The sequence below is a fragment of the Microlunatus parietis genome, assembly GCF_013407955.1.
GTDB classification, from domain to species: Bacteria; Actinomycetota; Actinomycetes; order Propionibacteriales; family Propionibacteriaceae; genus Microlunatus; species Microlunatus parietis.
Window position 1 is genome coordinate 6,955,285 of the sequence record NZ_JACCBU010000001.1, and the last position, 26,602, is coordinate 6,981,886.

General features: G+C 71.0%; 22 protein-coding genes and 1 pseudogene. 15 read left to right on the forward strand and 8 right to left on the reverse strand.

What is annotated here, in order from left to right:
- Positions 1-53 precede the first annotated feature (53 nt).
- The gene (locus tag BKA15_RS33425) at positions 54-2,024 is read right to left on the reverse strand and encodes a hypothetical protein (protein WP_179757931.1); all 1,971 of its coding nucleotides are present in this window, start codon (positions 2,022-2,024) and stop codon (positions 54-56) included.
- Positions 2,025-2,170: 146 nt separating this feature from the next.
- Here BKA15_RS33425 and BKA15_RS33430 point away from each other — a divergent pair, with 146 nt between their 5' ends.
- The 6 genes and pseudogenes from BKA15_RS33430 to BKA15_RS36115 form a co-directional block, all read left to right on the forward strand.
- Entirely contained in the window at positions 2,171-3,370 is a 1,200-nt protein-coding gene (locus tag BKA15_RS33430; protein WP_179757932.1) for an acetyl-CoA C-acyltransferase, read from the forward strand.
- Positions 3,367-4,320 carry a methylmalonyl Co-A mutase-associated GTPase MeaB gene (gene meaB, locus BKA15_RS33435; protein WP_312879627.1) on the forward strand — a complete coding sequence of 318 codons (954 nt, stop codon included), beginning with the start codon at positions 3,367-3,369 and terminating at the stop codon, positions 4,318-4,320. Before BKA15_RS33430 ends, meaB begins: the two co-directional genes overlap by 4 nt.
- Before the next feature lie 130 nt (positions 4,321-4,450).
- Positions 4,451-4,615: a hypothetical protein gene (locus BKA15_RS33440; RefSeq protein ID WP_179757933.1), complete on the forward strand. Its 165-nt coding sequence runs from the start codon at positions 4,451-4,453 to the stop codon at positions 4,613-4,615.
- A gap of 4 nt (positions 4,616-4,619) precedes the next feature.
- Positions 4,620-5,162, forward strand: a complete 543-nt coding sequence (locus BKA15_RS33445) for a PH domain-containing protein (protein WP_179757934.1) — start codon at positions 4,620-4,622, stop codon at positions 5,160-5,162.
- A 74-nt stretch (positions 5,163-5,236) separates the two neighbouring features.
- A complete protein-coding gene (locus tag BKA15_RS33450) occupies positions 5,237-5,746 on the forward strand; it encodes a MarR family winged helix-turn-helix transcriptional regulator (protein WP_312879629.1) in 510 nt (169 codons plus the stop codon).
- A 16-nt stretch (positions 5,747-5,762) separates the two neighbouring features.
- Positions 5,763-6,776 (forward strand): annotated as a pseudogene (locus tag BKA15_RS36115) (DUF6716 putative glycosyltransferase); the annotation flags it as partial.
- 49 nt (positions 6,777-6,825) lie between these two features.
- On the opposite strand, the gene BKA15_RS33455 reads toward BKA15_RS36115, so the two are convergent.
- Positions 6,826-8,160, reverse strand: coding sequence for a cytidylyltransferase domain-containing protein (locus BKA15_RS33455; protein WP_312879630.1), 1,335 nt, complete (start codon positions 8,158-8,160; stop codon positions 6,826-6,828).
- A 125-nt stretch (positions 8,161-8,285) separates the two neighbouring features.
- Here BKA15_RS33455 and icmA point away from each other — a divergent pair, with 125 nt between their 5' ends.
- The 6 genes from icmA to BKA15_RS33485 all read left to right on the forward strand — a co-directional run bounded on the left by icmA (position 8,286) and on the right by BKA15_RS33485 (position 16,792).
- Positions 8,286-9,971 (forward strand): coenzyme B12-dependent isobutyryl-CoA mutase large subunit, encoded by a 1,686-nt coding sequence (gene icmA, locus BKA15_RS33460; RefSeq protein WP_179757935.1) that lies wholly within the window; start codon positions 8,286-8,288, stop codon positions 9,969-9,971.
- A 27-nt stretch (positions 9,972-9,998) separates the two neighbouring features.
- Entirely contained in the window at positions 9,999-10,592 is a 594-nt protein-coding gene (locus BKA15_RS33465; protein ID WP_179757936.1) for a TetR/AcrR family transcriptional regulator, read from the forward strand.
- Between the two features lie 21 nt (positions 10,593-10,613).
- Complete coding sequence (locus tag BKA15_RS33470; protein WP_179757937.1) at positions 10,614-11,585, forward strand: alpha/beta hydrolase; 972 nt, start codon at positions 10,614-10,616, stop codon at positions 11,583-11,585.
- Positions 11,586-11,674: 89 nt separating this feature from the next.
- Positions 11,675-12,013 carry a nuclear transport factor 2 family protein gene (locus tag BKA15_RS33475; protein ID WP_179757938.1) on the forward strand — a complete coding sequence of 113 codons (339 nt, stop codon included), beginning with the start codon at positions 11,675-11,677 and terminating at the stop codon, positions 12,011-12,013.
- A 77-nt stretch (positions 12,014-12,090) separates the two neighbouring features.
- Positions 12,091-15,891 carry an ATP-dependent RNA helicase HrpA gene (hrpA, locus tag BKA15_RS33480; RefSeq protein ID WP_179757939.1) on the forward strand — a complete coding sequence of 1,267 codons (3,801 nt, stop codon included), beginning with the start codon at positions 12,091-12,093 and terminating at the stop codon, positions 15,889-15,891.
- Between the two features lie 10 nt (positions 15,892-15,901).
- Complete coding sequence (locus BKA15_RS33485) at positions 15,902-16,792, forward strand: proteasome assembly chaperone family protein (RefSeq protein WP_179757940.1); 891 nt, start codon at positions 15,902-15,904, stop codon at positions 16,790-16,792.
- A gap of 81 nt (positions 16,793-16,873) precedes the next feature.
- Here the strand turns inward: BKA15_RS33485 and BKA15_RS33490 are convergent, their stop codons facing one another.
- Together BKA15_RS33490 and BKA15_RS33495 are read right to left on the reverse strand one after the other, a co-directional pair.
- Positions 16,874-17,329 carry a hypothetical protein gene (locus BKA15_RS33490; RefSeq protein ID WP_179757941.1) on the reverse strand — a complete coding sequence of 152 codons (456 nt, stop codon included), beginning with the start codon at positions 17,327-17,329 and terminating at the stop codon, positions 16,874-16,876.
- 349 nt (positions 17,330-17,678) lie between these two features.
- Entirely contained in the window at positions 17,679-18,098 is a 420-nt protein-coding gene (locus BKA15_RS33495; RefSeq protein ID WP_218871685.1) for a winged helix-turn-helix transcriptional regulator, read from the reverse strand.
- Between the two features lie 83 nt (positions 18,099-18,181).
- Between BKA15_RS33495 and BKA15_RS33500 the strand changes: the two genes are divergently transcribed.
- A complete protein-coding gene (locus BKA15_RS33500) occupies positions 18,182-19,660 on the forward strand; it encodes an MFS transporter (RefSeq protein ID WP_312879631.1) in 1,479 nt (492 codons plus the stop codon).
- Here the strand turns inward: BKA15_RS33500 and BKA15_RS33505 are convergent.
- Positions 19,588-19,800 carry an alpha/beta hydrolase family protein gene (locus BKA15_RS33505; RefSeq protein WP_179757943.1) on the reverse strand — a complete coding sequence of 71 codons (213 nt, stop codon included), beginning with the start codon at positions 19,798-19,800 and terminating at the stop codon, positions 19,588-19,590. The two genes, BKA15_RS33500 and BKA15_RS33505, sit on opposite strands and share 73 nt — an antisense overlap.
- 207 nt (positions 19,801-20,007) lie before the next feature.
- Here BKA15_RS33505 and BKA15_RS33510 point away from each other — a divergent pair, with 207 nt between their 5' ends.
- Complete coding sequence (locus BKA15_RS33510) at positions 20,008-20,871, forward strand: acyl-CoA thioesterase (protein WP_179757944.1); 864 nt, start codon at positions 20,008-20,010, stop codon at positions 20,869-20,871.
- Positions 20,872-20,954: 83 nt separating this feature from the next.
- Here the strand turns inward: BKA15_RS33510 and BKA15_RS33515 are convergent, their stop codons facing one another.
- The 3 genes from BKA15_RS33515 to BKA15_RS33525 form a co-directional block, all read right to left on the reverse strand.
- Positions 20,955-21,905 (reverse strand): sigma-70 family RNA polymerase sigma factor, encoded by a 951-nt coding sequence (locus BKA15_RS33515; protein WP_179757945.1) that lies wholly within the window; start codon positions 21,903-21,905, stop codon positions 20,955-20,957.
- A gap of 161 nt (positions 21,906-22,066) precedes the next feature.
- On the reverse strand, positions 22,067-24,217 hold the full coding sequence (locus BKA15_RS33520) for a S9 family peptidase (protein WP_179757946.1): 2,151 nt from the start codon (positions 24,215-24,217) through the stop codon (positions 22,067-22,069).
- Positions 24,218-24,251: 34 nt separating this feature from the next.
- Positions 24,252-25,040 (reverse strand): thioesterase family protein, encoded by a 789-nt coding sequence (locus BKA15_RS33525; RefSeq protein WP_179757947.1) that lies wholly within the window; start codon positions 25,038-25,040, stop codon positions 24,252-24,254.
- Positions 25,041-25,106: 66 nt separating this feature from the next.
- Here BKA15_RS33525 and BKA15_RS33530 point away from each other — a divergent pair, with 66 nt between their 5' ends.
- Complete coding sequence (locus BKA15_RS33530; protein WP_179757948.1) at positions 25,107-26,588, forward strand: glutamate-cysteine ligase family protein; 1,482 nt, start codon at positions 25,107-25,109, stop codon at positions 26,586-26,588.
- The last annotated feature ends 14 nt before the right edge of the window (positions 26,589-26,602 follow it).

Consider the following 26,602-nt stretch of genomic DNA (forward strand, 5'->3'; position numbering starts at 1 on the left):
GTGCCTTGGAGGGCTCTGCTCGCGAGGGTTCGGCTGGTGAGGGATCGGTCGGTTCAGCCACGATACGGTTGCGACCCCTGGCCGCTCCCGCCCGTCTGTTCGGGGTACGGGCTCGCGCCCGGACGTGGCAGGTGCTCGGTGCCGGCCGGACGCGCCGGCGGCGGTGCGAGCACGGTGTGGTCGCCGCCCTGCGGGTGCGGCTGGCCCTGCGGGCTCTGCGGGCTGCGCTGGCCCGGTCCCTGCGGCTGGCCTCCCTGCGGCTGACCCGAACCCTGCTGGCCGGGACCCGGCTGGCCCTGCGGCTGGGCGTGCCGGGGCTGGCCCTGCGGAGGCTGCCCCTGGCCCGGATGCCCGAGGCCCTGCTGGTTCGGCGGTCGCTGGCCCTGCTGCGGCTGCCCCGGCGGGGACTGCGGGTGCTGCGCCGGGTTCGGTCGCTGGTTCGGTCCGGCCTGGTGCGGCCCCGGCTGGTTCGGGCGGGCCTGATTCGGTCCCGGCTGGCCCTGCGGGCGCTGCTGGTTCTGCGCGGGCTGATTCGACGTGGGCTGGTGCTGCGCGGACTGGTGCTGGGGCGGCTGGCCCGCGCCGGCCGCGCGGTCCTTGTCGCGGATCAGCGTGCCGTCGTCGTCGGGCTTCGCCGACGGCGAGGTCGCCGAGGCGGCGGGGGAGCCGGCCGAGCCCGGCGCCGGTGCACCCGGCTGCGGGCCACCGGCCGAGGCCGGCGAGCCGGCCGGCTGTCCGTCGCGGACGGCCGCCTGGACGATCGTGGTGTCCGGATCGAACGGCGGCTGGGCGGCCGGCTCCGACTTCGGAACCCCTCCCGACTTCGCCGCCGGCTCGGCGTCGGACGGCGCGCCGTCCGGCTTGGCCGGGTCGATCGTGTCCTCGGCGTCGCCGCTGGATCCCTCCGGCAGCGACGGCGGCAGGTTCGGCGGCCGGAGCAGCGTGGTGTCGCCGTGCTCGGCCTCGAAGCCCTCCAGCTCGTCCAGGTCGGGGAACGTCTGCGCGGTCTGTTCGGCCAGCGCGGAGAGGCTCGCCAGCTGGTTCAGCACCGCCTGCTTGCGCTGCCCGAGCAGGTCCGTCTCCCGCTTCAGCTGCTGCTTGCGCCAGGAGAACTCCTGCTGGGTCCGCTCGTTGATCGCGGCGGCCTGCTTCTTCGCCGCAGCGATCCGCTCCTCGGCGTTGGCGATCGCCTCGGTCCGGATCCGTTCGGCCTCGGCCACGGCCTCCGACCGGATCCGCTCGGCCTCGGCGATGTCCTTCTCCAGCCGGGCGGTGGCGTCCTTGTTGTGCTGGGTCGCCTCGGCCAGCAGCGCCGTGGTCTTGCTGACGTGCTCCTCGTGGGTCGCCTTCAGCTGGCTGATCGCCGCCTCCCGCTCGCTGGCGATCTGCTGCCGGGTCTCGGCCACCTCCCGCTCGGCCTGCCGGCGCAGCGTCTCGGTGTCCAGATAGGCCTGCTGGCGTACGGTCTGGGCCTCCTGCTCGGCCTGGCGCCGGTGCGCCTCGGCCTCGCGGCGGGCCGCGGCGACGATGTTGGCCGCCTCGGCCGCGGCCTTCTCCACGTGGGACTTGGCCTCTTCGCGGGTCCGGCTGCGGATCTGCTCGATCTCGGACTTGCCGGTGTTCTTGATGTTGCTGCCCTCGCGGGCAGCGGCCTGCCGGATCCCGTCGGCCTCCCGCCGGGCCACCTCGCGGATCCGGTCCGCGTCGACCGAGGCGCGGTCGACCATCTCGCGGGCCTGTTCCTCGGCGAGCCGCAGAATGTCCGTCGCCCGCCCGCCGAGGTTGGCGTAGTCGACGTTGTCCGGTGCCGGTCGGCTGTTGGCCTGGTTCAGTTGATCACTGACCGCAGCCAACTGGTCCTCGAGGTCCCTGGCCTGACGACGTGCATTGACGACGGTTGCTTCGAGGGTCCGCACGTAGTCGTCAACCGCGGACCTGTCGTACCCGCGGATCGCGGACGGGAAGTTGCCGACCGCACTTGCCGTATCGTCAAAGAGATTCAGGCCGGTTTCTTCCGAAGCCACATCCGGTCCTCTCCGTGCACGCTGATGAGAACGCACCCGAGTGCGTTCTCCTTACCGTATCCTCATCGGCGGTCACGCCCAAGACGACCAGTGTCACACTGATCTGGAACGGGTGCGGGACGCCCGCGGACTGAGGGGAGAGCGTCGTGGTTTCGGTGATCGTCGGCGGAGCGCGGACGCCGATCGGGCGGCTGCTGGGCGGACTGAGCGGGTTCCCCGCAACGAAACTGGGCGGGCACGCGATCGCTGCCGCCCTGCGCCGCGGCGGGGTCGACCCGGCCGCGGTGGGCTCGGTGATCATGGGCCAGGTGCTGCAGGCCGGCGCCGGCCAGATCCCGGCCCGGCAGGCAGCCGTCGCCGGCGGAATCGCCCTGGACGTGCCGGCACTGACCGTCAACAAGGTCTGCCTGTCCGGCCTGAACGCGATCGCGCTGGCCGATCTCATGATCAGATCCGGCGAGGCCGAGGTCGTCGTCGCCGGCGGGATGGAGTCGATGTCGCTGGCGCCGCACCTGTTGCCGACCTCGCGGACCGGTGTGAAGTACGGGCCGGCCGGGCTGGTCGACCACATGGCGCACGACGGACTCTGGGACCCGTTCACCGATCAGGCGATGGGCGCGCTGACCGAGAGCTGCAACACCGGCGACGCCCTGGTCAGCCGGGCCGACCAGGATGCGTTCGCGGCGCGGTCGCACCAGCGGGCGCTGGCCGCGACCCAGTCCGGGGTGTTCGCCGAGGAGATCGAGCCGATCGAGGTCGCCCACCGCCGCGGCGCGCCCTCGCTGGTCGCCGCCGACGAGGGGATTCGGCCCGGCGTCACGGCCGAGACGCTGGCCGAGCTGCCGCCCGCGTTCGGCGCCGGCGGAACGATCACGGCCGGCAGTTCGAGCCAGATCTCCGACGGCGCCGCCGCGGTGATCGTCGCCGACGCCGAGGTGGCCCGCCGCAACGGCTGGCGGGTGCTCGCCACGATCGGCGCCTACGGGCAGGTGGCCGGTCCGGACTCGTCGCTGCAACTGCAGCCGGCCAACGCGATCCGGCGGGCCTGCGAACGGCAGGGCGTCGACGTCGCCGCGCTGGACCTGATCGAGATCAACGAGGCCTTCGCCGCCGTCGCGGTGGCCAGCGCCCGCGACCTCGGCCTGTCCGACTCCGCGATCGACGAGCGGGTCAACGTCAACGGCGGCGCGGTCGCGCTCGGCCACCCGATCGGTGCCTCCGGGGCCCGGCTGGTGCTGCACCTCGCCCTGGAACTCGGCCGCCGCGGCGGCGGCACCGGCGTGGCCGGGCTGTGCGGCGGCGGGGGCCAGGGCGACGCCTTGCTGCTCACCGTCGGCGACGCGTGATCGACCCCGAGACTGTACGGGAGCGGCTGCGGGCCGGCGACCGCCGGCTGCTGGCCCGGGTGCTGTCGGCGATCGAGGACGACGCACCGGTGCTGCGTGACCTGGCCGCGGCGCTGGCGCCGGCCACCGGGCACGCGTACGTGATCGGGCTGACCGGCGCGCCGGGCGTCGGCAAGTCGTCGGTGACCGCGGAGCTGATCGGCGCCCTGCGGGCCCGCGGCGACCGGGTCGGGGTGCTCGCGGTCGATCCGTCGTCGCCGTTCTCCGGCGGCGCCCTGCTCGGCGACCGGGTCCGGATGCAGGAGTACGCGCTGGACGACGCCGTGTTCATCCGGTCGATGGCCAGCCGGGGCCATCTGGGCGGCCTGTCGGCGGCGGCGCCGCAGGCGCTGCGCGGCTTCGACGCGGCCGGCTACGACGTGGTCCTGGTGGAGACCGTCGGCGTCGGCCAGTCCGAGGTCGAGGTGGCCCGGATCGCGGACGCCTGCGTGGTCCTGCTGGCGCCCGGGATGGGCGACGGGGTCCAGGCGGCCAAGGCCGGCGTACTGGAGATCGGCGACCTTTTCGTGGTGAACAAGGCCGACCGGGACGGCGCCCAGAGCCTGATCCGGGAGCTCCGCGGGATGGTCGCGCTGGCCGATCACGGCCCGGACGACTGGAAGCCGCCGATCGTCCGGACCGTCGCGACCACCGGCGAGGGGATCGCCGACCTGGTGGGACGGCTGGACCGGTTCCGGGCCGAGGCGGAGCGGACCGGGCGCTGGCAGGACCGGCGATTGGGCCGGGCGGAAACGGAGGTGTCGGCGCTTGCGCTGGCCTCGCTCCGACGTAGGCTCGGCGCCGCGGACTCCGGCGGCGGCGACCGGCTGGTCGAACTCGCCGAGGACGTACGAGACGGAAGGCTGGACCCGTACGCTGCGGCCGATAGACTGGTCGCTGCGCGGGAGTGACCCGGACGGTGCGCTGCGGGTGGTCTCGGGTGAGGCAGGAAGGTCGGCGTGGCAGGGCTGCGTATCGGGGCGACTGAGGTGACAATGGTGGGGACCCAGGCCCCGCGTCGAGCAGAAGGTGTTGATCTGAATGAAGTGGATCAAGCGAATCTTGCTGGTCATGGTGGTGGCGTTCGTCGCCTTCTACCTGATCGGGAATCCGAACGGTGCCGCGGGCGCCGTGCGCAGCGGGGTCGACGCGGTCGCCAACGCGCTGAACTCGTTCGTCGTGTTCTTCAGCGCCCTTGCCGGGTGAGTAGGTGTTCGGCGCGCTCAGCCGGCTGATCGATCCGCACGTCGAGAACTATCTGCTGGTTGGTGAGGGGGAGCAGATCGTCGACGAGGTGCGCCGGCACTGGATGGCGGTGGCCTTCCCGGTGGTGCGGGTCATCATCGCGGTGATCCTGGCCTGCGTGTCGATCTTCGTCGGTCCGCTGGCCGGCGCGTTGCTGATGGTGGCGGCGTTGATCATCGCGTTGCAGGCCGGCTGGCGCATTCTGACCGCCCACATGGACCGGTTCGTGATCACGACGATGCGGGTGTTCCGCGTGCACGGCGTGTTCACCCAGAACCGGGCGACGATGCCGATGGCCCGAATCCTCGACATCACGGTGGAGAAGCCGGTGATCGGCCGGGTTTTCGGGTACGGACACCTGGTGTTCGAGTCCGCCGCCCAGGATCAGGGCCTGCGCGACATTCGCTGGGTTGGGCGGCCGGACGAGCGAGACGCTACGATCCAGACCGTGATCCAGCGGTCCGGTCTTCGGGCCAGCATGCAGATCAGTAAAGAGGAAGAAACGTGACCCAGGCTTCGCGCGCGGAAACGGGGGGACACAGTCCCGCCGGTCCGGAGCGTCCGAGGCTGGTCCCGCAGCCGGTGCGCGAATCGTCCGATCGCCACCGGCTGCCGTTCGATCCGATCCAGGCAGCCGCCGAGCAGTGGTCCCGGCGCTGGGCCGAGACGCCCCGGATGCGCGCGGTCACCTCGCTGATGCGAGTGCACCAGCTGGTGCTCACCGAGTTGGACGAACTGCTCCGGCCGCTCAGCTTGACCTTCGCCCGGTACGAGGTGCTGGTGCTGCTCGCCTTTTCCCGGCGCGGCGCGTTGCCGCTGGGCAAGATCGGGGAGCGCCTGCAGGTGCACGCCACCTCGGTCACGCCGCTGGTGAAGCGGCTGGAGAACTCGGGCTTCATCACCCGGAATCGGCATCCGGAGGACGGGCGGGCGGTGCTCGCCGCGATCACCCCGGCCGGCCGCGAGGTGTTGCAGCAGGCCACCGACCTGATCGTCGGGGCACGGTTCGCGCTGGGCGCGATGTCGGAGGACGACTGCGACCGGCTGACCGAATTGCTGACGACGCCGCGCGCCGCGGCCGGAGACTTCTGAGGCCACGATGCCGCGGATGATTGCGGTCGCCGACTCCGACTCGTACCTCAAATGGACCCATGCCACCGCTGCGCGCCTGCCGTACGGCTGGACCTGCGACACGATCATCGTCCGCAACCCGACCCAGCCGTCGCCGGCGCAGATCGCCGCGGTCACCGACCAGCCGGTCGAGGTGCTGTCGCGCCGTGAACTGATCCACCGGATCGGCTTCGAACGGCCGGACGCGGTGCTGCTCGGCTGTACCGGGCCGACGGTCGGGCAGCTGTCCGCCCAGCGCGGGCTGTCCGACTCGCTGCGGCGGCCGGTGTTGATCACCGGGCTGCCCGGGATCAGTTTCCCGGCCAGCCCGCGGGCGGTCCGGTTCCGGGCCGGCTGCGACCTGTTGATCGTGCACTCCCGGCGGGAGCGCCGCGAGTTCAGCACGCTGGCCCAGACGATGGCTCCGGGGCTCCGGGTCGGGCTGACCCGGCTGCCGTTCCTGGTCGACACCGAGCCCGGCGCGCAGAATCCGGACGGGCTCGAGCCGCAGTCGCCGCCGCGGGTGCTGTTCGCCGGCCAGGCGATGGTACCGCCGAAGGCGGAGCAGCGCCGGCAGATCCTGCGGGCCCTCGCGGAACTGCCCGGCGATGTCCGGCCGGTGGTCAAGCTGCGGGCCGCCGCGGACGAGCAGCAGACCCACAACGAGCAGCATCCGTATCAGGGGCTGTGGAAGCAGCTGGTCAAGAACGAGCAGCTGTCCCGGCGCCGGGTGTCGTTCACCCAGGGCTCGATGCGGGCGGCGCTGGAGGGCGCGGACGGCCTGGTCACGGTGTCGTCGACGGCGGCGCTGGAGGCGATGGCGGCCGGGGTCGGCGTGTTGATCTTGAACGACTTCGGCGTCAACCAGACCATGATCAACACCGTCTACGCGGAGTCCGGCTGCCTCGGCACGCTGGACGATCTGCGCCGGGGCGAGTTCAAGTCGCCCAACAAGGACTGGTTGATGGACAACTACTTCCACCCGGAGGCGGAGTCGGACTGGCTGGACCGGCTGGACGACCTGCTCGCGATCCGCGAGCTGCACGGCCTGGCCCCGTCGATCACGATGCCGGTCGACTCCCGTTCGGCCCGGCTGAAGCGGCGGCTCCGGCTGGAACTGCCGGCTCGGACCTGGCCGATGATTCGTCGGGTCCGGCGACTGGCGAAGCGCCGGCCTCGGCGGCGCTGACCGAGTCCTCGAGCCGGCGGCCGGACAGGATCCGGTCGCAGATCTCGCGGACCGCGCCGTTGCCACCGGACCGGTTCAAGATCACCCGCGCCGCGGACCGGACCTGCGGGTGCGCGTCGGCGACGGCGGCCGGCCAGCCGACCAGGGACATCGGGCCGAGGTCGTTCACGTCGTTGCCGAGATAGGCCACGTCGCGGCTGTCGATGCCGCGCTCGGCCAGCCAGGCCGACAGGGCGCTGATCTTGTCGTCGATGCCCTGCAGGTGTTCCACGCCGAGCTTGGCGGCGCGGGCCGCCACGACCGGGTTGCGTTCCTTGGACAAGATCAGGATCGGGACCTGGGCCCGGCGCAGTTCGGCGATGCCGTAGCCGTCGCTGCGGCTGACCCGGACCGTCTCGTGGCCGTCCTGGTCGACGTAGGCGGTGTCGGCGGTGTGTACGCCGTCGAAGTCGGTGACCAGGGCCCGGACGCCGACCAGCTCGGTGCTCGGCGGGTCGACCAGGCTGGCCAGCGACTCGGCCATGATCAACTCCTGCGGGGTGTCGATCTCCATCGCGGTCAGCTCGGGCACCTCGACCACTCGGGTCCGGCCGAAGAAGCGGTGCTGGTGGGCCCGGAAGCCGGCCACCTTCATGATGTAGAAGGCGCCGGTCTCGCGGAAGTCGGGCCGCCGGTCCTGCCGCCGGGGCCGTACTGCCGCGTCGTGGTTCTGGCCGACCATGGCGCCGCCGCCGGGCAGCACGTCGTCGGCCCGGTCGCGCCAGATGAAGTCGTACGTCGCGACGCCGGAGAACGCGCTGTCGCAGTCGTCGTCGAGCACCAGCGACACCCCGTTGTCGAGGTCGTCGGGCTGGATGAACGGGCTGGTGCACTGGACGAAGACGAGCACGTCCGGCTGGTGGCCGGCGGCAGCGAGTTCCTCCAACGCGTGCAGCAGCGCCGACTCCGAGCTGGCCAGGTCACCGGCGATGGTCGGCGGCCGCTCGATCACGCGGCTGCCGGCGGCGCGGCCGATCTCGGCGATCTCCGGGTCGTCCGTGCTGACGTACACGGCGTCGATGAAGCGGGACCGACGGCAGGCCGCGACCGCGCGGGCGACCAGCGGCACCCCGCCGACCCGGCGCAGGTTCTTGCCCGGTACGCCCTTGGAGCCGCCTCGGGCCGGGATGATCGCGACGACGCGGAGTTGTTCGGAGGTCTTCACCACGGCGGGGACGCTAGGACGGGTTGGCGTCGCGGAGGTTAACCCCGGGTAGATGTCATGGGAACGGTGGGTGGAGACGCCGCTTTAGTCCAGTGGTGAGATTTAGTAGGGCGTCCTAGTATTTCGTTATGAGCGAGTCTGAGCGACGTCCCGGCTACGAGCGCTGGCGGGCCGCCTATGCGGAGGCCGAGCGGGCCGGCCGGGTCCGGGACGCGGACTTCAGCACCCTGTCCGGGGCCGAGGTGGACCCCGTCTACGGCCCCGTCGACGAAGCCGCGGACGAGCGGATGGAGCGGATCGGCTGGCCGGGGGAGTATCCGTACACCCGCGGTCTCTATCCGACCGGCTACCGCGGCCGGCAGTGGACGATCCGGCAATTCGCCGGCTTCGGCAACGCCCGGCAGACCAACGAGCGGTACAAGATGATCTTGGCCCGGGGCGGCGGCGGGCTGAGCGTCGCGTTCGACATGCCAACCCTGATGGGCCGGGACTCCGACGAGCCGCAGAGCCTCGGCGAGGTCGGCCACTGCGGCGTCGCGATCGACTCGGCGGCCGATCTCGAGCTGCTGTTCGACGGGATCGATCTCGGTGCGGTGACCACCTCGATGACGATCTCCGGCCCGGCGGTGCCGATCTTCTGCATGTACGTCGTCGCGGCCGAACGTCAGGGCGTCGACCCGGCCGTGCTGGACGGGACGCTGCAGACGGACATCTTCAAGGAGTACATCGCGCAGAAGGAGTGGCTCTTCTCGCCGGAGCCACACCTGCGGCTGATCGGCGACCTGATGGAGTACACCTGCGCCGGGATGCCCGCGTACAAGCCGCTCAGCGTGTCCGGTTATCACATCCGGGAGGCCGGCTCGACGGCGGTGCAGGAGCTGGCGTACACGCTGGCGGACGGGTTCGGCTACGTCGAGCTGGGGCTGTCCCGCGGGCTCGACGTCGACCTGTTCGCGCCCGGGCTGAGTTTCTTCTTCGACGCCCACATCGACTTCTTCGAGGAGATCGCGAAGTTCCGGGCGGCCCGGCGGATCTGGGCCCGCTGGCTGCGCGACCGGTACGGGGCCAAGACGGCGAAGGCCCAGTGGCTCCGGTTCCACACCCAGACGGCCGGGGTGTCGCTGACCGCGCAGCAGCCGTACAACAACGTGGTCCGGACCGCCGTCGAGGCGCTCGCCGCGGTCCTCGGCGGGACCAACTCGCTGCACACGAACGCGCTCGACGAGACGCTCGCCCTGCCGACCGAGCGGTCGGCCGAGATCGCGCTGCGGACCCAGCAGGTGCTGGCCGAAGAGACCGGCGTGACCAACGTCGTCGACCCGCTCGGCGGTTCCTGGTACGTGGAGGAACTGACCGACCGGATGGAGGCGGAGGCGGAGCAGATCTTCGCCAAGATCCTCGAGTTGGGCGGCGACGGGACGATGACCGCCGGGTTGTTGCGCGGGATCGAGGAGGGCTGGTTCACCGGCGAGATCGCCGAGTCGGCGTTCCGCTACCAGGCGGCCGTCGAGAAGGGCGACAAGCGGGTGGTCGGCGTGAACAGCCAACTCGAGTCGGTCACCGAACCGGTCGAGATCCTCCGGGTCGGCCACGAGGTCGAGGAACAGCAGCGCGTCGCGCTCGCGGAGCGGCGGGCGGCCCGGGACCAGGCCGAGGTGGACGCGACGCTGGCCGAGTTGAAGCGACAGGCCACCGGCGACGCGAACCTGATCGAGCCGATGCTCGCGGCGGCCCGCGCCGAGGCGACCCTGGGTGAGATCTGCGGCACCCTGCGCGAGGTGTGGGGCAGCTATCAGGAACCCGCTCGGTTCTAGTAGCACGACCGTGCTAGATTTGGGCGCGTGGCCAAGGGTGACGAGACCCGTCGACTGATCCTGCAGCGCGGTGTCGAGACCGCGTACCGGATCGGGCTGGGTGGCCTGACCATCGGCAGTCTCGCCGTCGTCACCGGACTGTCCAAGAGCGGTCTCTACGCGCACTTCCGGTCCAAGCAGGCCCTGCAGTTGGCCGTGCTGGCCGAGGCGCGGACCGACTTCGGTGATCGCGTGGTCCGGCCCGCGCTGGCCACACCGCGCGGGATCCCGCGGCTCCGGGCGCTGTTCGAGCACTGGTCGTCCTGGGCCGCTGTGGGGCGGCCGGGCTGCTGCCTGTTCGTCAAGGCTGCCAACGAATTCGACCAGCAGGAAGGGCCGGTCCGGGACGAGTTGGTGCAGGCCCACCGGGATCTGCTCGACTCGATCGCCCAGATCGCCCGGACCGGGATCTCCGAGGGGCACTTCCGGCCCGACACCGATCCGGAACAGCTCGCCACCGACCTGTACGGCATCATGCTCGCCTTCTACCTCAGTTCCCAGTTGCTCGCCGACCCCGACGCCGAACACCGGGCCCGGCAGGCCTTCGAACGCCTGCTCGCCGACGCCGCCGCCACCGGATAAACCTTCAGGAGAGGTTCCACCATGAGCGCAGAACCATCGACAGAAAAAAGCACGATCGTACGGAAATCAGAGCCCGCCCGGCTTCGGGCGATCAAGTTCGCCCTGGCTGTCGGCGAGCGCGTCGCGCCCAGGCTGGCCGGCCGGCTGGCGTTGCGGCTCTGGGCGACGCCGCCGAGCGCCGCGGGGCGCCGGCAGGACAACCGTCCCGGCCCGGGCCAGGAGTCGGAGCTCACGCTGACCGGCGGGCGCCGGGTCCGGGTGGAGACCTGGGCGCCGGACGGGCAGGCTCCGGCGGGCACGATCTATCTGGTGCACGGCTGGGGCGGCTGGCGGGGTCAGCTCGGCGCGTTCGTCGAGCCTCTCCGGGCGGCCGGCTACCGGGTGGTCGGGTTCGACGCCCCGGCCCACGGCGACTCCGGGCCGGGCGAACTCGGCCGGCATCAGGCGAGCGCGATCGAGTTCGCCGAGACGCTGCGCGCCGTGGTCGCGGTGCACGGGCCGGCGGCCGGCATCGTGGCCCACTCACTCGGTACGGCCACCACGATCCTCGCGCTGCGGGACGGGCTGGCGCCGGGCCGGCTGGTCCTGCTGTCGCCGAGTGCGGACCCGCTGCTGGTGGTGGACCGGTTCCGGGAGCAGCTCGGGCTGGGTCGCCGGTCGTCGGTCGCGTTCCTGGTCCGGCTGCAGCAGGTGGCCGGCCGGCCGCTGACCGACCTGAACGCGCTCGCGGTGCCGGACTCGGTGCCGCGGCCGCCGACCTTGATCATCCACGACCACGGGGACCGGGACACGCCGTACCAGGAAGGGGAGCGGCTGGCCGAGCGCTGGCCGGCCACCGAGATCGTCGGCACCGACGGACTGGGCCACTACCGGATCCTGCGCGACCCGGACGTGGTCGAGCGGTCGGTACGGTTCCTGGCGGGGCCGGATCAGTCGGACCGCGCGAGGGGCGGGTCGGAGCGGCCCTCGATGACGGCGCGGGCGACGCAGTAGATCAAGATCGCCAGGCCGAGCGTCAGCATGATCGGATCGTACGCCGGGAACCCTTGCCAGCACGGGGATTCCGGCCCGACACTATGCCGATGGATCGCTCGGAACTGCTGGATCGCCACGTCGCCGCCTTCAACCACGGTGTCCGCACCGGGGACTACGAGCCGATGCTGGCCGGGTTCACCGACGACGCGGAGTTGATCTTCGAGGGACCGCCGGTCGGGCCGTATCGCGGTCGGGAGGCGATCCGGGCGGGCTACGCAGCGGCGCCGCCGGACGACACGCTGCGCACCCTTGACCGCGCCGTCGCCGAGGACCGGATCACCGCTCGGTACGCCTGGGATGCCGAGCCTGACCAGGACGCGGGTGTGATGATCTTCGAACTCGACGGCGACCGGATCCGCCGGTTGACGGTGCGGTTCGGGCCGTAGGGTCGAAGGACAAGTGCGGTGGGGCTCGGCGTTAATCGGTTCGTCGTCTTGCTGGGGCGGCGCCTAGGATGGCCGGAATGTGCGACCCGCGGATCGAGTTCCCCCCGGAGCTCCCGATCAGCGACCGGGTCGACGAGATCGCCGCCGCGGTCCGCGATCACCAGGTCGTGGTGGTGGCCGGCGAGACGGGGTCCGGCAAGACCACCCAGCTCCCGAAGATCTGCCTCAAGCTCGGCCGGACGAAGATCGGGCACACCCAGCCGCGGCGGATCGCTGCCCGTACGGTTGCGGAACGGATCGCCGAGGAGCTGCAGGTCGAGCTCGGCGACCTGGTCGGCTACCAGGTCCGGTTCACCCGGAAGGCGTCCAAGGACACCCGGGTCAAGGTGATGACCGACGGCGTGCTGCTGGCCGAGATCGCCCATGATCGCCAGCTGCGCCGCTACGACACGATCATCATCGACGAGGCGCACGAGCGCAGCCTGAACATCGACTTCCTGCTCGGCTACCTGAGGACGCTGCTGCCGAAACGGCCGGAGCTGAAGGTGATCATCACCTCGGCCACCATCGACACCGAGCGGTTCGCCGCCCACTTCGCCGACGAGCAAGGGAATCCGGCGCCGATCGTCGAGGTGTCGGGTCGCACCTATCCCGTCGAGGTGCGCTACCGGCCGCTGCTGGAGGACCCCGACGTCGATCAGTCGGCGGCGGTCGCGGAGGCGGTCAAGGAGCTGGCCGCGGAGGGCGACGGCGACATCTTGATCTTCTTCTCCGGCGAGCGGGAGATCCGCGACGCGGCCGAGACGATCAACGGGCTCGGGCTGCGGTTCACCGAGGTCCTTCCCTTGTACGCAAGGTTGTCCGCGGCCGAGCAGCACAAGGTGTTCAGCTCCCACACCGGGCGACGGATCGTGCTGGCCACCAACGTCGCCGAGACCTCGCTGACCGTGCCCGGCATCCGGTACGTGATCGACACCGGCCTGGCCCGGATCTCCCGCTACTCGGCCCGGACCAAGGTGCAGCGGCTGCCGATCGAGCCGATCTCCCGGGCGTCGGCGGACCAGCGCGCCGGCCGGTGCGGCCGGGTGGCGCCGGGCATCTGCATCCGGCTGTACGAGGAGGAGGACTACCTCGGCCGGCCCGAGTTCACCGAACCGGAGATCCTGCGCACCAACCTGGCCTCGGTGATCTTGCAGTTGACCGCGGCCGACCTCGGCGAGATCCGGTCGTTCCCGTTCGTCGAGGCACCCGACGCCGCCCAGATCACCGACGGCATCCGGTTGCTCGACGAGTTGGGCGCCCTGCGTGGTCAGGGGAAGGGCGACCGGGACCGCCCGCGGCTGACCAAGATCGGGCACCGGCTCGCTGCCGTACCGCTGGATCCGCGGATGGGCCGGATGCTGCTGGCCGGCGAACGGTACGGCTGCCTGGCCGAGATGTTGATCATCGTCGCCGGGCTGTCGATCCAGGATCCGCGGGAGCGGCCGGCCGACCAGGCCGACCGGGCGACCGCGCTGCACCGCCGGTTCTGGGCCCCGAGCGGGGCTGGCGATGATCAAGAAGCGGAGCCGGACGGCAGCGACTTCATCGCCTACCTGCGGCTCTGGGACTACCTCAAGGAACGCCAGAAATCCCTGTCCGGCAACGCATTCCGGCGGCTCTGCCGGGACGAGTTCCTGCACTTCCTCCGGATCCGGGAGTGGCAGGACCTGCACGGCCAGCTGCGCCAGATCGCCCGCGACCTGGGTCTCGGCCGGAACACCGCTCCGGCGTCGCACGCCTCGATCCATACCGCGGTCCTGTCCGGGCTGCTGTCCCACGTCGGCCTGGCCGAACCGGACCAGAAGCCGGCCCGCGGCCAGCCCGATCGTGGCTCCCTAGGGCGGCGGCAGCGCGGGCCCCGGGAATACCTCGGCGCCCGCGGCACCCGGTTCGCGATCAATCCCGGTTCGAGCGTGGCCAAGACCCAGCCGCCGCTGGTGATGGCGGCCGAGATCGTCGAGACGACCCGGCTCTGGGCCCGTACCGTTGCGCCGGTCGACGCCGCCCAGATCGAGGAGGTCGGCGGCCACCTGCTCAAGCGCAGCTACGCCGAGCCGCACTGGTCGGCCCGGGCCGGCTCGGTGGTCGCCTCCGAGACGGTCAGCCTGTACGGGATCCCGATCATCGCCGGCCGGCCGGTCGGCTACGGCAAGATCAATCCGGCCGAGGCCCGGGAGATCTTCATCCGGTCCGCGCTGGTCGAGGGGGACTGGCGGACGCGGCACCGGTTCTTCGCCGCCAACGCCGAGACCCGGGCCGAGGCGGAGGAGCTGGAGGAGCGGACCCGGCGCCGCGACATCGTCGTCGACGACCAGGTGATCTTCGACTTCTACGACGCCCGGATCCCGGCCGAGGTGGTCTCCGGTGCGCACTTCGACCGGTGGTGGAAGGACGCACAGCAGGAGACGCCGGACCTGCTCACGCTCTCCCTGTCCGACCTGGTCCTGGACGACCGCGGTGCCGACCCGGACCAGTTCCCGGACGTCTGGTCGGTCGGCAGCCACGACTACTCGGTCAGCTACCGGTTCGATCCGGGCACCGAACGGGACGGGGTCAGCGTCGAGGTGCCGCTGGCGCTGCTCAACCAGGTGGATCCGGCCCCGTTCAGCTGGCAGGTACCCGGCGCCCGGGTGGAGCTGGCCACCGAACTGATCCGGTCCCTGCCCAAGGCGGTCCGGCGCAACCTCGTCCCCGCCCGTGAGTACGCCGAGCGCGCGCTGGCCTGGCTGGACGCCCATCCCGACCAGCGATCCGGGTCGCTCACCGACGGGCTGGCCCGCGCGATCCGCGGCCTGACCGGCGAGCTGATCGAGCCGGGGGACTGGCGGACCGGCACGGTGCCGGGCCATGTCGAGACGACGTTCGTGATCACCGACGGCGACCGGACGGTGGCCGAGGGGAAGGACCTGACCGAGCTCCGGGACCGGCTGGTCGGGCAGGTCACCAAGACCCTGCGCAGCGCCGCGGCCGACCGGCTCAGCCCGCCGGCGACCACCTGGAAGTTCGGCGAGATCGCGACCGAGTTGCGGCTCGGCGACGGCGCGGTCGGCTATCCGGCCCTGTCCGATGCCGGCGACGCGGTCGCGGTCACGGTGCTCGACTCGCCGCTGCGGCAGCGGCACAGTCACCGGCTCGGGCTGCGCCGGCTGGTGCTGCTGAACATCCCGGACATCACCCGCTGGCTGGTCGGCGGGTTGTCCAACACCGACAAGCTGGCGCTCGGCTCGAGTCCGTACCCCAGCGTGCCGGAGTTGCTGGTGGACGCCCGGCTGGCCGCCGTCAGCGAGTTGATCGATCGCGCCGGCGGAGCCGATCAGATCCGCTCCGAGGCGGCGTTCCGGCCGCTGGCCGACCGGGTCCGGGCCGACGCGGCGGAGCTGGCCCTCGAGCTGGTCGTCCTGGCCGCCGAGAGCGTACGGCTCTGGCAGCAGGCCCGGGCCGGCCTGGACCGGGTCCGCCGGGTCAGCCCGGCAGCCGCCGACGACCTGACCGAGCAGCTGCGGAACCTGGTCTTCGCCGGCTTCCTGGCCGCGACGCCGTACCGGCACCTGGTCCAGGTCCCGCGCTACCTGCGGGCCGCCGTGCTGCGGGCCGAGGCACTGCCCGGCAACGTGGCCCGGGACGACCAGGCGCTGGCGACGGTGCTGGACTGCGAGGACGCGTACGCGGAACTGTGCGCCGGCCTGCCGCCCGGGCCGCTGCCGGACCAGGTGGCCGAGATCGGCTGGCTGATCGAGGAGTTGCGGGTCAGCCTGTTTGCCCAGCGGCTGGGGACGGCGGCGCCGGTGTCCGCCAAGCGGATCATGCGCGCGATCGAGCGAGAGGCGCGCGGGTAGATTGGGCCGCATGATGGATCCACGGGAGCTGTACACCTTGCGGGACGACGTGGTGGCCAAGCTCGCCGGGCACCATCCGGTGCTGATCGTCCAACTGGACGGGTTCGTCGACGCCGGTCAGGCCGGCCGGCTCTACGGCGCGCACCTGCTGGAACACCTTGATCATGAACTGCTGGCCGAATTCGATCATGATCAGCTGCACGACTACCGGAGCCGGCGGCCGGCGATGGTCTTCGACACCAACACCTGGAAGTCGTACGCGGACGTGCAACTGCGGCTGCACCGGGTCGTCGACGAACAGGGCGAGGTGTTCCTGCTGCTGTCCGGGCCGGAGCCCGACGTGCAGTGGGAGCGGCTGGCCGCGGCCGTGCTCGGCCTGATCGATCAGCTCGGGGTACGGCTCACGGTCTCGCTGCACGGGATCCCGATGGCCGTGCCGCACACCCGGCCGATCACGCTGACCGCGCACGCCACCGATCCCGAGCTGGTCACCGGCTACCGCAGCTGGATCGACCGGGTCGAGGTCCCGGCCAGCTTCACCGGCCTGATCGAGTTCCGGCTCGGCCAGCAGGACCGCAAGGCGATGGGCTTCGCGGTCCACGTACCGCACTATCTGGCCCAGTCCGCGTTCCCCGAATCCGCCGTCGCCCTGGCCCGGGCCGTCACCCAGGTCACCGGCCTGGTCGTCCCGACCGAGCCGCTGGAGAAGGCCTCGGCCTCGACCATGGCCGACATCGCCGAGGAGGTCGCCGGCTCGACCGAGGTGCAGGAGCTGGTCGGCTCCCTGGAACAGCAGTACGACGCGATGACCGCCGAGGGCGTCGAGCAGGTCCCGAGCGCCGACGAGATCGCCGCTGAGTTCGAACGCTTCCTCGCCGAACGAGACAAGAACCCCGAATAAACCCGCCGACCAGTCACAAAAGCAGCTGTTTTGGCGGCGTGTCGCTGCACTGTTGACCGGTCGACGCTAGGCGGCTGGGGCTCAGTCGATCATCCGGCGTCGATACCAGCGGGTCGTGGGGTACCTCCAGCGGTTGACGAGATCACGCACGGTCATGATCAACCGGGGACACGACCAGGCCTGGGACGGTTTGTTCAACACCCATCCGTCCCCGATCGTCACCGCCGCATGGGCCAGCTTCCCGTGCTCGGTCCAGTACAGGACGGTGCCCGGTTCTCGAACATGGCCGGTCCCGCGGACCGGTTCGGTCTGCCGGTCCAGCCAGGCCTTGAACTGGTCCGGGAACACCTGGACGATCGCGGTGTCCGGAACGCCGGCGGCGGCCACCACGTTGCCGAAACAGTTCGGCCCGGACCCGCTCGGGAAGGTGCCGGCGAGTCGCTTCGCCTCGGGCAGCAGCCGGTCGGCTCGCCGCCAGACCGATGCGGGTACGGCCTCGTGCTGGCTGGGTCTGCGGTTGGTCTCGACCCATCGCACCAGCAGATCGTCTCCCGCGCGGGCGAGCTCCGACGGCCAGGCGGGCATCGGTTTGGGCCTGGCCGCTCGTCGCCGAGCCGCTGACAGTGCCCGGCGGCTGCGGTAGGGCAGCGCATCGAACTCGGCCTCGTCCAACCTGACCGCGATATCGAGCACCTTGCGTGCCCCCTCGCCCGAGTTCGATCATCAAGGAACCTGACACCGGTGCCGTCGATGATCTTGCCCGCGCATCTTTCCCCGGTGCCCACCCAGGACGCGATTCACTTCCGGACACGAACGGGTTCTGTTGCCGACGCCCGGGGCGACAAGGACGTCTGTGCCCGGCGTTCCTGAGGCAGCGGAGTGCGGCTCAGGTGAGAGCAGCGGGCTCGGTCAGGCGCTCGTCGTAGTTGCTGCGGGCGGCGGCGATCTCGCCCTGGTGGGTCTCGGTCCAGTCGACCAGGGCCTGGATCGTCGCGTGCAGGGACCGGCCGAGCGGGGTCAGTTCGTAGTCGACACGGGGTGGCACCACCGGATGCACCGTGCGCTTGACCAGTCCGTCCCGCTCCAGATGGCGCAGGGTGACCGCGAGCATCCGCTGGCTGACTCCGTCGATCCGGCGCCGCAGTTCGGTGAACCTCAGGCAGCGCTGGTCCAGCAGGGCGATCACCAGCAGCGACCACTTGTCGGCGATCCGGTCCAGGATCTGGCGTACCTCGCAGTCCTCGCGGGTGTCCCACTGGAACGGATCGCCGTCGTCGGTATCACAGGCGGAACCGGGTGACTTCAAAGTGCCTTCTTCCACAACTCCCCATGGTGACGGATGGTTGTGTCAGTTACAAGAAGTAACCGAAATGACGAACGGGAGTTCTGGTGAGTGTTTCGAGTCCACAACGCGCGAAGGTACGGATGCCGGCGCGCGCCCGGGCCGTCGTCTTCGTCCTGTCCGGGACGATCTTCCTCGAGGGCATCGATCTGTCCATGATGGGCGTCGCGCTGCCGTCGATCCGGGCCGACCTCGGGCTGTCCACGCCCGAACTGCAGTGGGTGATGAGCGCGTTCGTGCTCGGCTACGCGGGGTTCGTGCTGCTCGGCGGGCGGGCCGCGGACCTGCTCGGCCGGCGCCGGATGTTCCTGCTCTGGCTGACCGTGTTCCTGGTCGCGTCGGGGCTGGGTGGGATGGCCGGCGAGGGCTGGATGTTGATCACGGCGCGGTTCGTCACCGGCGTCGCGGCGGCCTTCATGACGCCGGCCGGGCTGTCGATCATCACCACGACGTTCGAGGAGGGGGAGCGGCGCAACAAGGCGCTGCTGGTCTACGCCGGGATGGCCGCGGCCGGCTTCTCGCTGGGCATGATGGTGGGCGGTGCGCTGGCCGCCGTGCACTGGCGCTGGGTCTTCTTCGCGCCGGTGATCGCGGCGCTGCTGTTGTTGATCACCGCGGTACGGGTGCTGCCGGCCGGCCCCGCGGAGCAGCGCCGGCCGCGGCTCCGCGACCTCGACCTGGCCGGTGCAGTCACCCTGACCGCCACGATGTTGATCTTGGTGTTGGGCCTGGTCCGGGTGCACGAGGTGCCGGTCGTCGAGTCCTTGATCACGTTCGGTGCGGCGGCCCTGTTCGGGATCGTCTTCGTGATCATCGAGCGGCGGGTGGCGGCACCCCTGATCCGGTTCGGCATCCTGCGGTCGCCGTCGGTGGTCCGGGCCAACCTGGCCGCGCTGCTGGTCCTCGGCGGCTTCAACGCGTACCAGTTCATCCTGGTGCTCTACCTGCAGGAACTGCGCGACTGGACGCCGCTGCAGACCGGCCTCGCCCTGATGGTCCTCGGCTTCGACGCGGTCCTGGCGCCGACCCTGACGCCGCGACTGGTCGCCCGGTTCGGCAATGCCAAGGTGATCACCGCCGGCCTGGTCCTGGCCGCGATCGGGTACGGGCTGTTCCTGCCGCTCGACCTGGACCGCAGCTACCTGACCATGCTCCCGGCGATGGTGATCATCGCCGTCTCGTTCGCCCTGGTGTACGGCCCGACGACGATCCTGGCCACCGACGGCGTGACCGAGTCCGAGCAGGGCTTGGCCGGCGGCCTGGTCAACACCTCGTTCCAGTTCGGCGCCGCCCTCGGCATCGCCGCCGCCTCGGTGATCATCAGTGCCGTGATCGGCGGCTCGCACGATCCGCAGCAGCAACTCGCCGGGTACCGCTCCGCCCTCCTGGTCCCGCCGGTCGCCGCCGCCCTCGGCGTGCTGATCGTCGGCTCGGCCCTGCTCCGCCGGCGGGCTCAGCCGGCGCGGATCTTGCCGGAGACCCAGTCGAGCGCCGCTTCGACCGCCGTCCGGGAGCCCACGTCATGATCAAGTGAGTCGAACCCGTGCCGCCCCGCGGGAACGTCGATCACCTCGACCGGACGCCCGGCGACCTCGGCGGCCGCCAGAAACGTGGCCACGGTCGCTGCCACGGCGGGCTGTTCGCGGCCGTCCCGGGTGAGCAGCACCGGCGGCCCGTCCCGGCCCAGAGCCCGTACCGGCTGGAAACGGTCGGAGCAGATCGGGTTCGGCCATGCGACCCAGCCTTGCAGCTCGGGTCCGGTACTCGCCCAGGTCGCCCTTGCCGACCGGTCACTTGTGCAGCGACACGCCGCAGAAAGGGCTGCGTTGGTGACCGGTCGGCGGGTGGGGTGGTGGGTGGTTAGGGTCTTGGTGTGCCGAAGTCGATCGATGAACTGGTGGACCTGCTGGAGCTCGAGGAGATCGAGGTCGGGTTGTTCCGGGCCCGGCAGCCGGACACCCGGATGCAGCGGGCGTTCGGGGGCCAGGTGCTGGCGCAGGCGCTCTGCGCGGCGGTACGGACGGTGGGCGAGGACCGGTCGCTGCACTCGATGCACGGCTACTTCCTGATCCCGGGCCGGACCGACATCCCGATCGTGTACGACGTCGAGCAGATCCGGGACGGCCGCTCGTTCTCGTCCCGGCGGGTGGTGGCCCGGCAGGGCGGGAAGACGATCTTCTATCTCTCGGCGTCGTACCAGATCGCCGAGGACGGGTTCGAGCACCAGGACCCGCTGCCGGAGGGCGTGCCCGGGCCGGACGACTGTCCGCGCTACGTCGACCTGCTGGCCGCGGCGACCCGGCGCGAGCCGGCGGTCTGGCAGCGGGAGTACGGCGCGCTGGACGTACGGTTCGCCGGTGACTCCAGGCCCGGCGGCACGCTGACCGACCCGCGGCACCCGGCCCGGGCCCGGGTCTGGGTCCGCGTCGACGGGCGCCTGCCGGACGAGCGGTGGATCCATCAGGCCGCGCTCGCGTACGCCAGCGACCTGACCCTGCTCGCCGCAGCGACGGTGCCGCACGGCGTCTTCATCGGCGACCCGCGGCTGCAGGCGGCGTCGCTGGACCACGCGATGTGGTTCCTGCGGGAGTTCCGCGCCGACACCTGGCTGCTCTACGACCAGGTCTCGCCCTCGGCCTCGAACGCCCGCGGCCTGTCCACCGGCCGTCTGTTCCAGGAGGGGACGCTGGTCGCCGATGTCGCCCAGGAGGGGCTGATCCGCCCCACCACCCGCTGAAGTCAGGGAACAGCGAACGGCCCCCGAGTGGGTGGTCGGGGGCCGTTCGTTTCTCTTTGTGGGTAGGGAAGAGAATCTTTGGGTCAGGCGGCGAGGACTGACTTGCCGCGCAGCTTGGCGATGGCGTGCCGTTCGATTTGGCGGACCCGCTCGGCGGTGATGCCCCAGACGGCTCCGATGTCGGCGAGCTTGGCCTGGCGGCCGTCCAGCAGGCCGTACCGGCGGCGCACCACGTCGGCGGAGCGCTCGTCGAGTTGATCCAGCAGGGCCTCCAGCCGGGCGTGCTCCTCGGCGTCGAGATAGACCTCGTCCGGGCCGGGCATCGGCTCGCGGGCGATCAGGTCACCGAGGGCGGTGTCGCCACCCTCCTCGACCGGCGCGTCCAGGCTCACGTGCTCCCGGCCGTACCGCATCAGGTCGATCACCCGGTCCGCCTCGATGCCCATCTCGTCGGCGATCTCGGTGATCTCGGGCTCGCGGCCGAGCCGCCGCTCCAGAGTACGGCGCACCGCGCCGACCTGGTTGACCTGCTCGGCGACGTGCACCGGCAGCCGCACGATCCGGCCCTGCTGGGCGATGCCGCGGCTGATCGACTGCCGCACCCACCAGGTGCCGTAGGTGGAGAACTTGAAGCCCTTCGTGTAGTCGAACTTCTCGACCGCACGGATCAGGCCCGTGTTGCCTTCCTGCACCAGATCAAGCAACGGCATCTGGGACCGTCCGTACTTGCGCGCCACCGAGACCACCAGCCGGAGGTTGGCGGTGATGAAGCGCTGCAGGGCCCGGCGGCCCTCCTCGGCGAGGAACTCCAGCTCCTCGGTCGAGGCCGACACGGCCTTCTTGCCGCCCTCGTCGTCCAGTTCGCCGGTGAGAATGCGTTCGGCGTACAGGCCGACCTCGATCGACTTCGCCAACTCCACCTCCTCCTCGGCGGTCAGCAGGGGAGTCTTGGCGATTCCATCGAGATACAGTCCAACCGCGTCCTTACCGTCGATGCCTTCGGAGACGCGGGATCGCGTTGCTTGAGCTACCACAGTTGGCCCCTTTCCATGTCCGGGCCGGCGTTGTCTCTGCCGTACACAGGAGTCAACGCCACCGGACGCCGAAAGGATTCCTTCGTAGCCCTGAAGAATCCCTGAGACCTACCTCGGTGGAACCCCGATAGGCCGCAAGTCTTACTTTACTGAGATCTGCGTCACGGGGAAGGGGTTACCTGGTCGATGATCCAGGCGTATTCGAAGGCCAACTCCCGCCACGACTTGTAGCGTCCGCTGACCCCGCCGTGGCCGGCCGTCATCTCGGTCTTGAGCAGGATCGGCCGGTCCTCGCCGTTGTGGGCGACCCGGCGCAGCGCGGCGACCCACTTGGCCGGCTCGACGTAGAAGACCCGGGTGTCGTTGAGGCTCGTGGTGGCCAGGATCGCCGGATAGGCGACCTCGCGCAGATTCTCGTACGGGCTGTAGGACTTCATGTACGCATACACCTCGGGATCGTGCAGCGGGTCACCCCACTCCTCCCATTCGGTGACGGTGAGAGGCAGGTCCGGGTCGAGGATCGTGGTCAGCGCGTCGACGAACGGCACCGCGGCGTGGATCGCCCGGAACGTCTCCGGGGCCAGGTTGGCCACGGCGCCCATCAGCAGTCCGCCGGCGCTGCCGCCGCGGGCCGCCAGCCGGTCGGCGCTCGTGTAGCCGCGCTCGATCAGGTGCTCGGCGCAGGCGACGAAGTCGCTGAACGTGTTCTTCTTGGTCAGCTCCTTGCCGTTCTCGTACCAGGCCCGGCCGAGCTCGCCGCCGCCGCGGATGTGGGCGATCGCGTACACGAAGCCGCGCTCCAGCAGGGACAGCTGGGAGATCCGGAAGGACGGGTCGATCGAGATCTCGTACGAGCCGTAGCCGTAGATCAGGGCCGGCGCGCTGCCGTCCAGCTCGAGCCCGGCCTTGTGCACGATCGAGATCGGGATCTTGGTGCCGTCGGCGGCGGTGGCCCACTCGCGGACCTGGACGTAGTCCTCGGAGCGGTACGGCCCGTGCACCGGGTGGTCCAGCACCTCGGTCCGCTTGCGGACGGTCCGGGCACCGGTCGGCACGTCCAGGTCGACCACCGAGTCCGGCGTGACCAGCGAGGTGAAGGCGTACCGGACGGTGCTACTGGCGTAGTCCCGGCCGGCCACGTGGTCCACCGTGTAGAGCGGCTCGTCGAACTCGAGGTCGGTGCCGGCGCCCGGCGTGCCGTCGGCGCCGCGAGGGAGCAGCCGCAGCCCGGTCAGCCCGTCCCTGCGCAGCCCGAGCACGACGTGGCCCGCGTACGCCGTGACGTCGGTGAGCCGGACCCCGGCCTGGTGCGGCAGCACGGTCCGCCACTGGTCCGGCGAGGTCGCGTCCAGCGGCGCCTCGGCGAGCGCGAAGTCGGGGCCGCCGTCTCGCTGCGGGTCGTTGTGCAGGATCAGCAGCCGGTCGCCGGCGACCTCGACGTTGTACTCGACGCCCTGCCGGCGCGGCGCGATCGATCGCGGGGTCGCGGCAGGTTCTTCGGTGCCCAGGATCAGGTACTCGGTGGTCAGCTTGCTGCCGACGCCGATCAGGATCCAGCGCTCGTCGCGGCTGGCCTCCAGACCGACCCAGTACCTCTCGTCCGGCTCGTTGAACACGTCCACGTCCTGCGCGACGTCGGTGCCGAGCCGGTGCCGGCGGACCAGGTACGGCCGCCAGGCGGAATCGGCCCGCGTGTAGAAGAGGTGATCCGCCCCGGCCCAGGCGATCCCGTACACGGTGTCCGGGATCTCGTCCGGCAGCAGCTCGCCGGTGCCCAGGTTCTTGATCTTGATCGTGTAGCGCTCGTCGCCGCTGAGATCCGTGGAGTACGCCAGCAGGCTGCCGTCCGGCGACACGCCGAGGGCTCCGACGGAGAAGAACTCGGCGTCGCCGGCCTCGGCGTTGCAGTCCAGCAGCACCTCCTCGCCCTCGATCGGGCGCTCCGGGTCGGGCGGCGTGGTCGGGTCGGCGGCGACCACCCGGCAGTGGATCGGGTAGTCCTGGCCCTCGACGGTCCGGGTGTAGTACCAGTAGCCGCGCTCGCCGTGGCGGCGGTGCGACGGGACGCTGAGGTCGGTCTCCTTGGTTCGCGACTTGATGTCGGTGAAGATCGCCTCGCGCAGCTCGGCCAGGTGCCCGGTGCGCGCCTCGGTGTAGGCGTTCTCCGCCTCGAGGTAGCCGATCACCTCGGGATTCTCCTTGTCCCGCAGCCATTCGTACGGGTCGGCGAAGTCGTCGCCGTGGTGGCTCCGGACGGTCGGACGGAAGGCGGCCGTCGGAGCGGTCGCGGCGCGGTCGAGCTGGTCGGTCATAGCTGCCGACCTTAGTCCCTGCCTCCGACGGTGCTCAGCCGAGCTTGCGTACGGTCAGGATCTGCTCGGTCCGGCCGACCGGGCCGTCGAGGTCGTACACGATCGCGGAGGTGAGGCCGATCCCGGTCGGGCCGATCTCGGACCGGGCGTCGAAGCCGATCCAGGCGTCCGGTCCGGACAGCCGCGGCCGCCGGGTCAGGTGGATCGTCAGGTCGGTGTTGGGGAACATCCACTGCTTCGGCGGCAGCCGGGCGGCGATCCCGTTGGCGGTGTCCAGCAGGCCGACGAAGCGGACCAGGTCGGAGGCCTCGACGCCCTCGAGCAGCGCCGTGCGGGAGTGCAGCCAGGCCCGGGCGCGGCCCGGTTCCGAGCCGGGCACGACCCGGAACTCCAGGCTGTCGATGTAGCCGCCGCCCCAGGTGTCGGTGATCGGCCAGACCGGCAGTCCGTCCGGCGCCGGCAACGGATCGGGTCCGCCGCCGGCCACCGCGGACGTGTCGGTGCTGGCCAGCCGCCAGCCGGTCGCCCGCACCGCCGGCCGCTCGTCGATGATCATCATCGCCTCGACCAGCTCGATCGTGCGGCCCGGCCGGATCGTCGAGACCTCGACCCGGAACGGCACCGCGCTGATCACCCCGAGGATCTCGTACGTCAGCCGGCACAGCTGCAGCTCCGGCCGGGCCGCGTGCGTCTCGATCACGTACGCCAGCAGCCCGGCCACCGGCGCCATGTGCTGCTCGGTGTCCCGCCAGGCGCCCTGCACGTGCACGGTCGGGCGGTACCGGTGATCACCGAGGTCGACGTAGTAGGAGTTCGGATCCACAACGGCCACCGTAGGGGAACGGCCGGCCTGCTGACATTGCGGCGCCGATGGGTGACGATGGATCGCATGGGCGACGAGGTCGAACGGCGGGAGTTCACCCGGGCGGACCGGAGTCGCTATCGCGCCAAGGTGCGGACCGGGCTCGACGTCCTGGCGCTGATGCTGACCGAGTCGCGGTTCGAGGCGGACCAGCCGATGGCCGGGCTGGAGATCGAGCTCAACCTGGTCGACCAGGACCAGCAGCCGGCGATGCGGAACGCCGAGGCGCTGGAGGCGATCGCCGATCCGCAGTTCCAGACCGAGCTGGGCCGGTTCAACATCGAGATCAACGTACCGCCGCGGCAGTTGGCCGGGCGCGGGCTGTCCTCGTTCGAGGACTCGGTCCGGGCGGCCCTCAACCACGCGCAGAAGCGGGCCTCCGACGCCGGCGTCGGGCTGGCGATGGTCGGCATCCTGCCCACCCTGGCGCCGGAGCACGCGACCCGGGACAACCTGAGCGAGAACCCGCGCTACTCGCTGCTGGAGGAGGAGATCTTCGCGGCCCGCGGCGAGGACATGGAGATCGACATCCACGGCGCCGAGCGGCTCCGGATGGTGTCCGACACGATCATGCCGGAGGCGGCCTGCACCTCCACCCAGGTGCACCTACAGGTTAGCCCGGACGACTTCGCCGGCTACTGGAACGCTGCCCAGGCCATCGCCGGCGTGCAGATCGCGGTGGGGGCCAACTCGCCGTACCTCTTCGGGCACCGGCTGCTGGCCGAGTCCCGGATCCCGCTGTTCGAGCAGAGCACCGACACCCGCAGCGACGAGCTCAAGGCCCAGGGGGTACGGCCTCGGGTCTGGTTCGGCGAGCGCTGGATCACCTCGATCTTCGACCTGTTCGAGGAGAACACCCGCTACTTCCCGGCGCTGCTGCCGATCTGTACCGACGAGGACCCGGTTGCCGTGCTGGACAGCGGGGGCGTGCCGAAGCTGGAGGAGCTGCGGCTGCACAACGGCACCGTCTACCGCTGGAACCGTCCCGTGTACGACATCGCCGGCGGGGTGCCGCACCTGCGGGTGGAGAACCGGGTGCTGCCGGCCGGCCCGACCGTGCTGGACACGATGGCCAACGCCGCGTTCTTCGCCGGGCTGGTCCGGGCGCTGGCCGACGCCGACCGGCCGCTCTGGTCGGCGATGTCGTTCCAGGCGGCCCGGGAGAACTTCGTCGCGGGCTACCGGCACGGGATCGACGCCGAGGTGTACTGGCCCGGCGTCGGCCGGGTCACCGTAGTCGAGTTGGTGCTGCGGAAACTGCTGCCGCTGGCCGAGCAGGGGCTGCGGCAGTGGCGGGTGAACGGCGAGGAGGCCGACCGGCTGCTCCAGGTGATCGAGCGGCGCTGCGTCCGTGCGGCCAACGGCGCAACGTGGCAGACTGCGGAGGTGTCCGGGCTGGAGGCGGCCGGTCGTGACCGGGGAGCGGCCCTGCGCGCCATGCTCGCCCGCTACCTGGAACTGATGCACAGCAACGAACCGGTCCACACCTGGGAGGCACTGCGTACATGAGCGATACAGGGCGG

What these genes read in the sequence shown, in the direction of transcription:
- BKA15_RS33440 (WP_179757933.1), top strand. Translation starts at nt 4,451, where the DNA reads ATGAAGTGGATCAAGCGAATCTTGCTGGTCATGGTGGTGGCGTTCGTC.
- BKA15_RS33470 (WP_179757937.1), top strand. Translation starts at nt 10,614, where the DNA reads ATGAGCGCAGAACCATCGACAGAAAAAAGCACGATCGTACGGAAATCA.
- icmA (WP_179757935.1), top strand. Translation starts at nt 8,286, where the DNA reads ATGAGCGAGTCTGAGCGACGTCCCGGCTACGAGCGCTGGCGGGCCGCC.
- BKA15_RS33485 (WP_179757940.1), top strand. Translation starts at nt 15,902, where the DNA reads ATGATGGATCCACGGGAGCTGTACACCTTGCGGGACGACGTGGTGGCC.
- hrpA (WP_179757939.1), top strand. Translation starts at nt 12,091, where the DNA reads ATGTGCGACCCGCGGATCGAGTTCCCCCCGGAGCTCCCGATCAGCGAC.
- BKA15_RS33475 (WP_179757938.1), top strand. Translation starts at nt 11,675, where the DNA reads ATGGATCGCTCGGAACTGCTGGATCGCCACGTCGCCGCCTTCAACCAC.
- BKA15_RS33520 (WP_179757946.1), bottom strand. Translation starts at nt 24,217, where the DNA reads ATGACCGACCAGCTCGACCGCGCCGCGACCGCTCCGACGGCCGCCTTC.
- BKA15_RS33530 (WP_179757948.1), top strand. Translation starts at nt 25,107, where the DNA reads ATGGGCGACGAGGTCGAACGGCGGGAGTTCACCCGGGCGGACCGGAGT.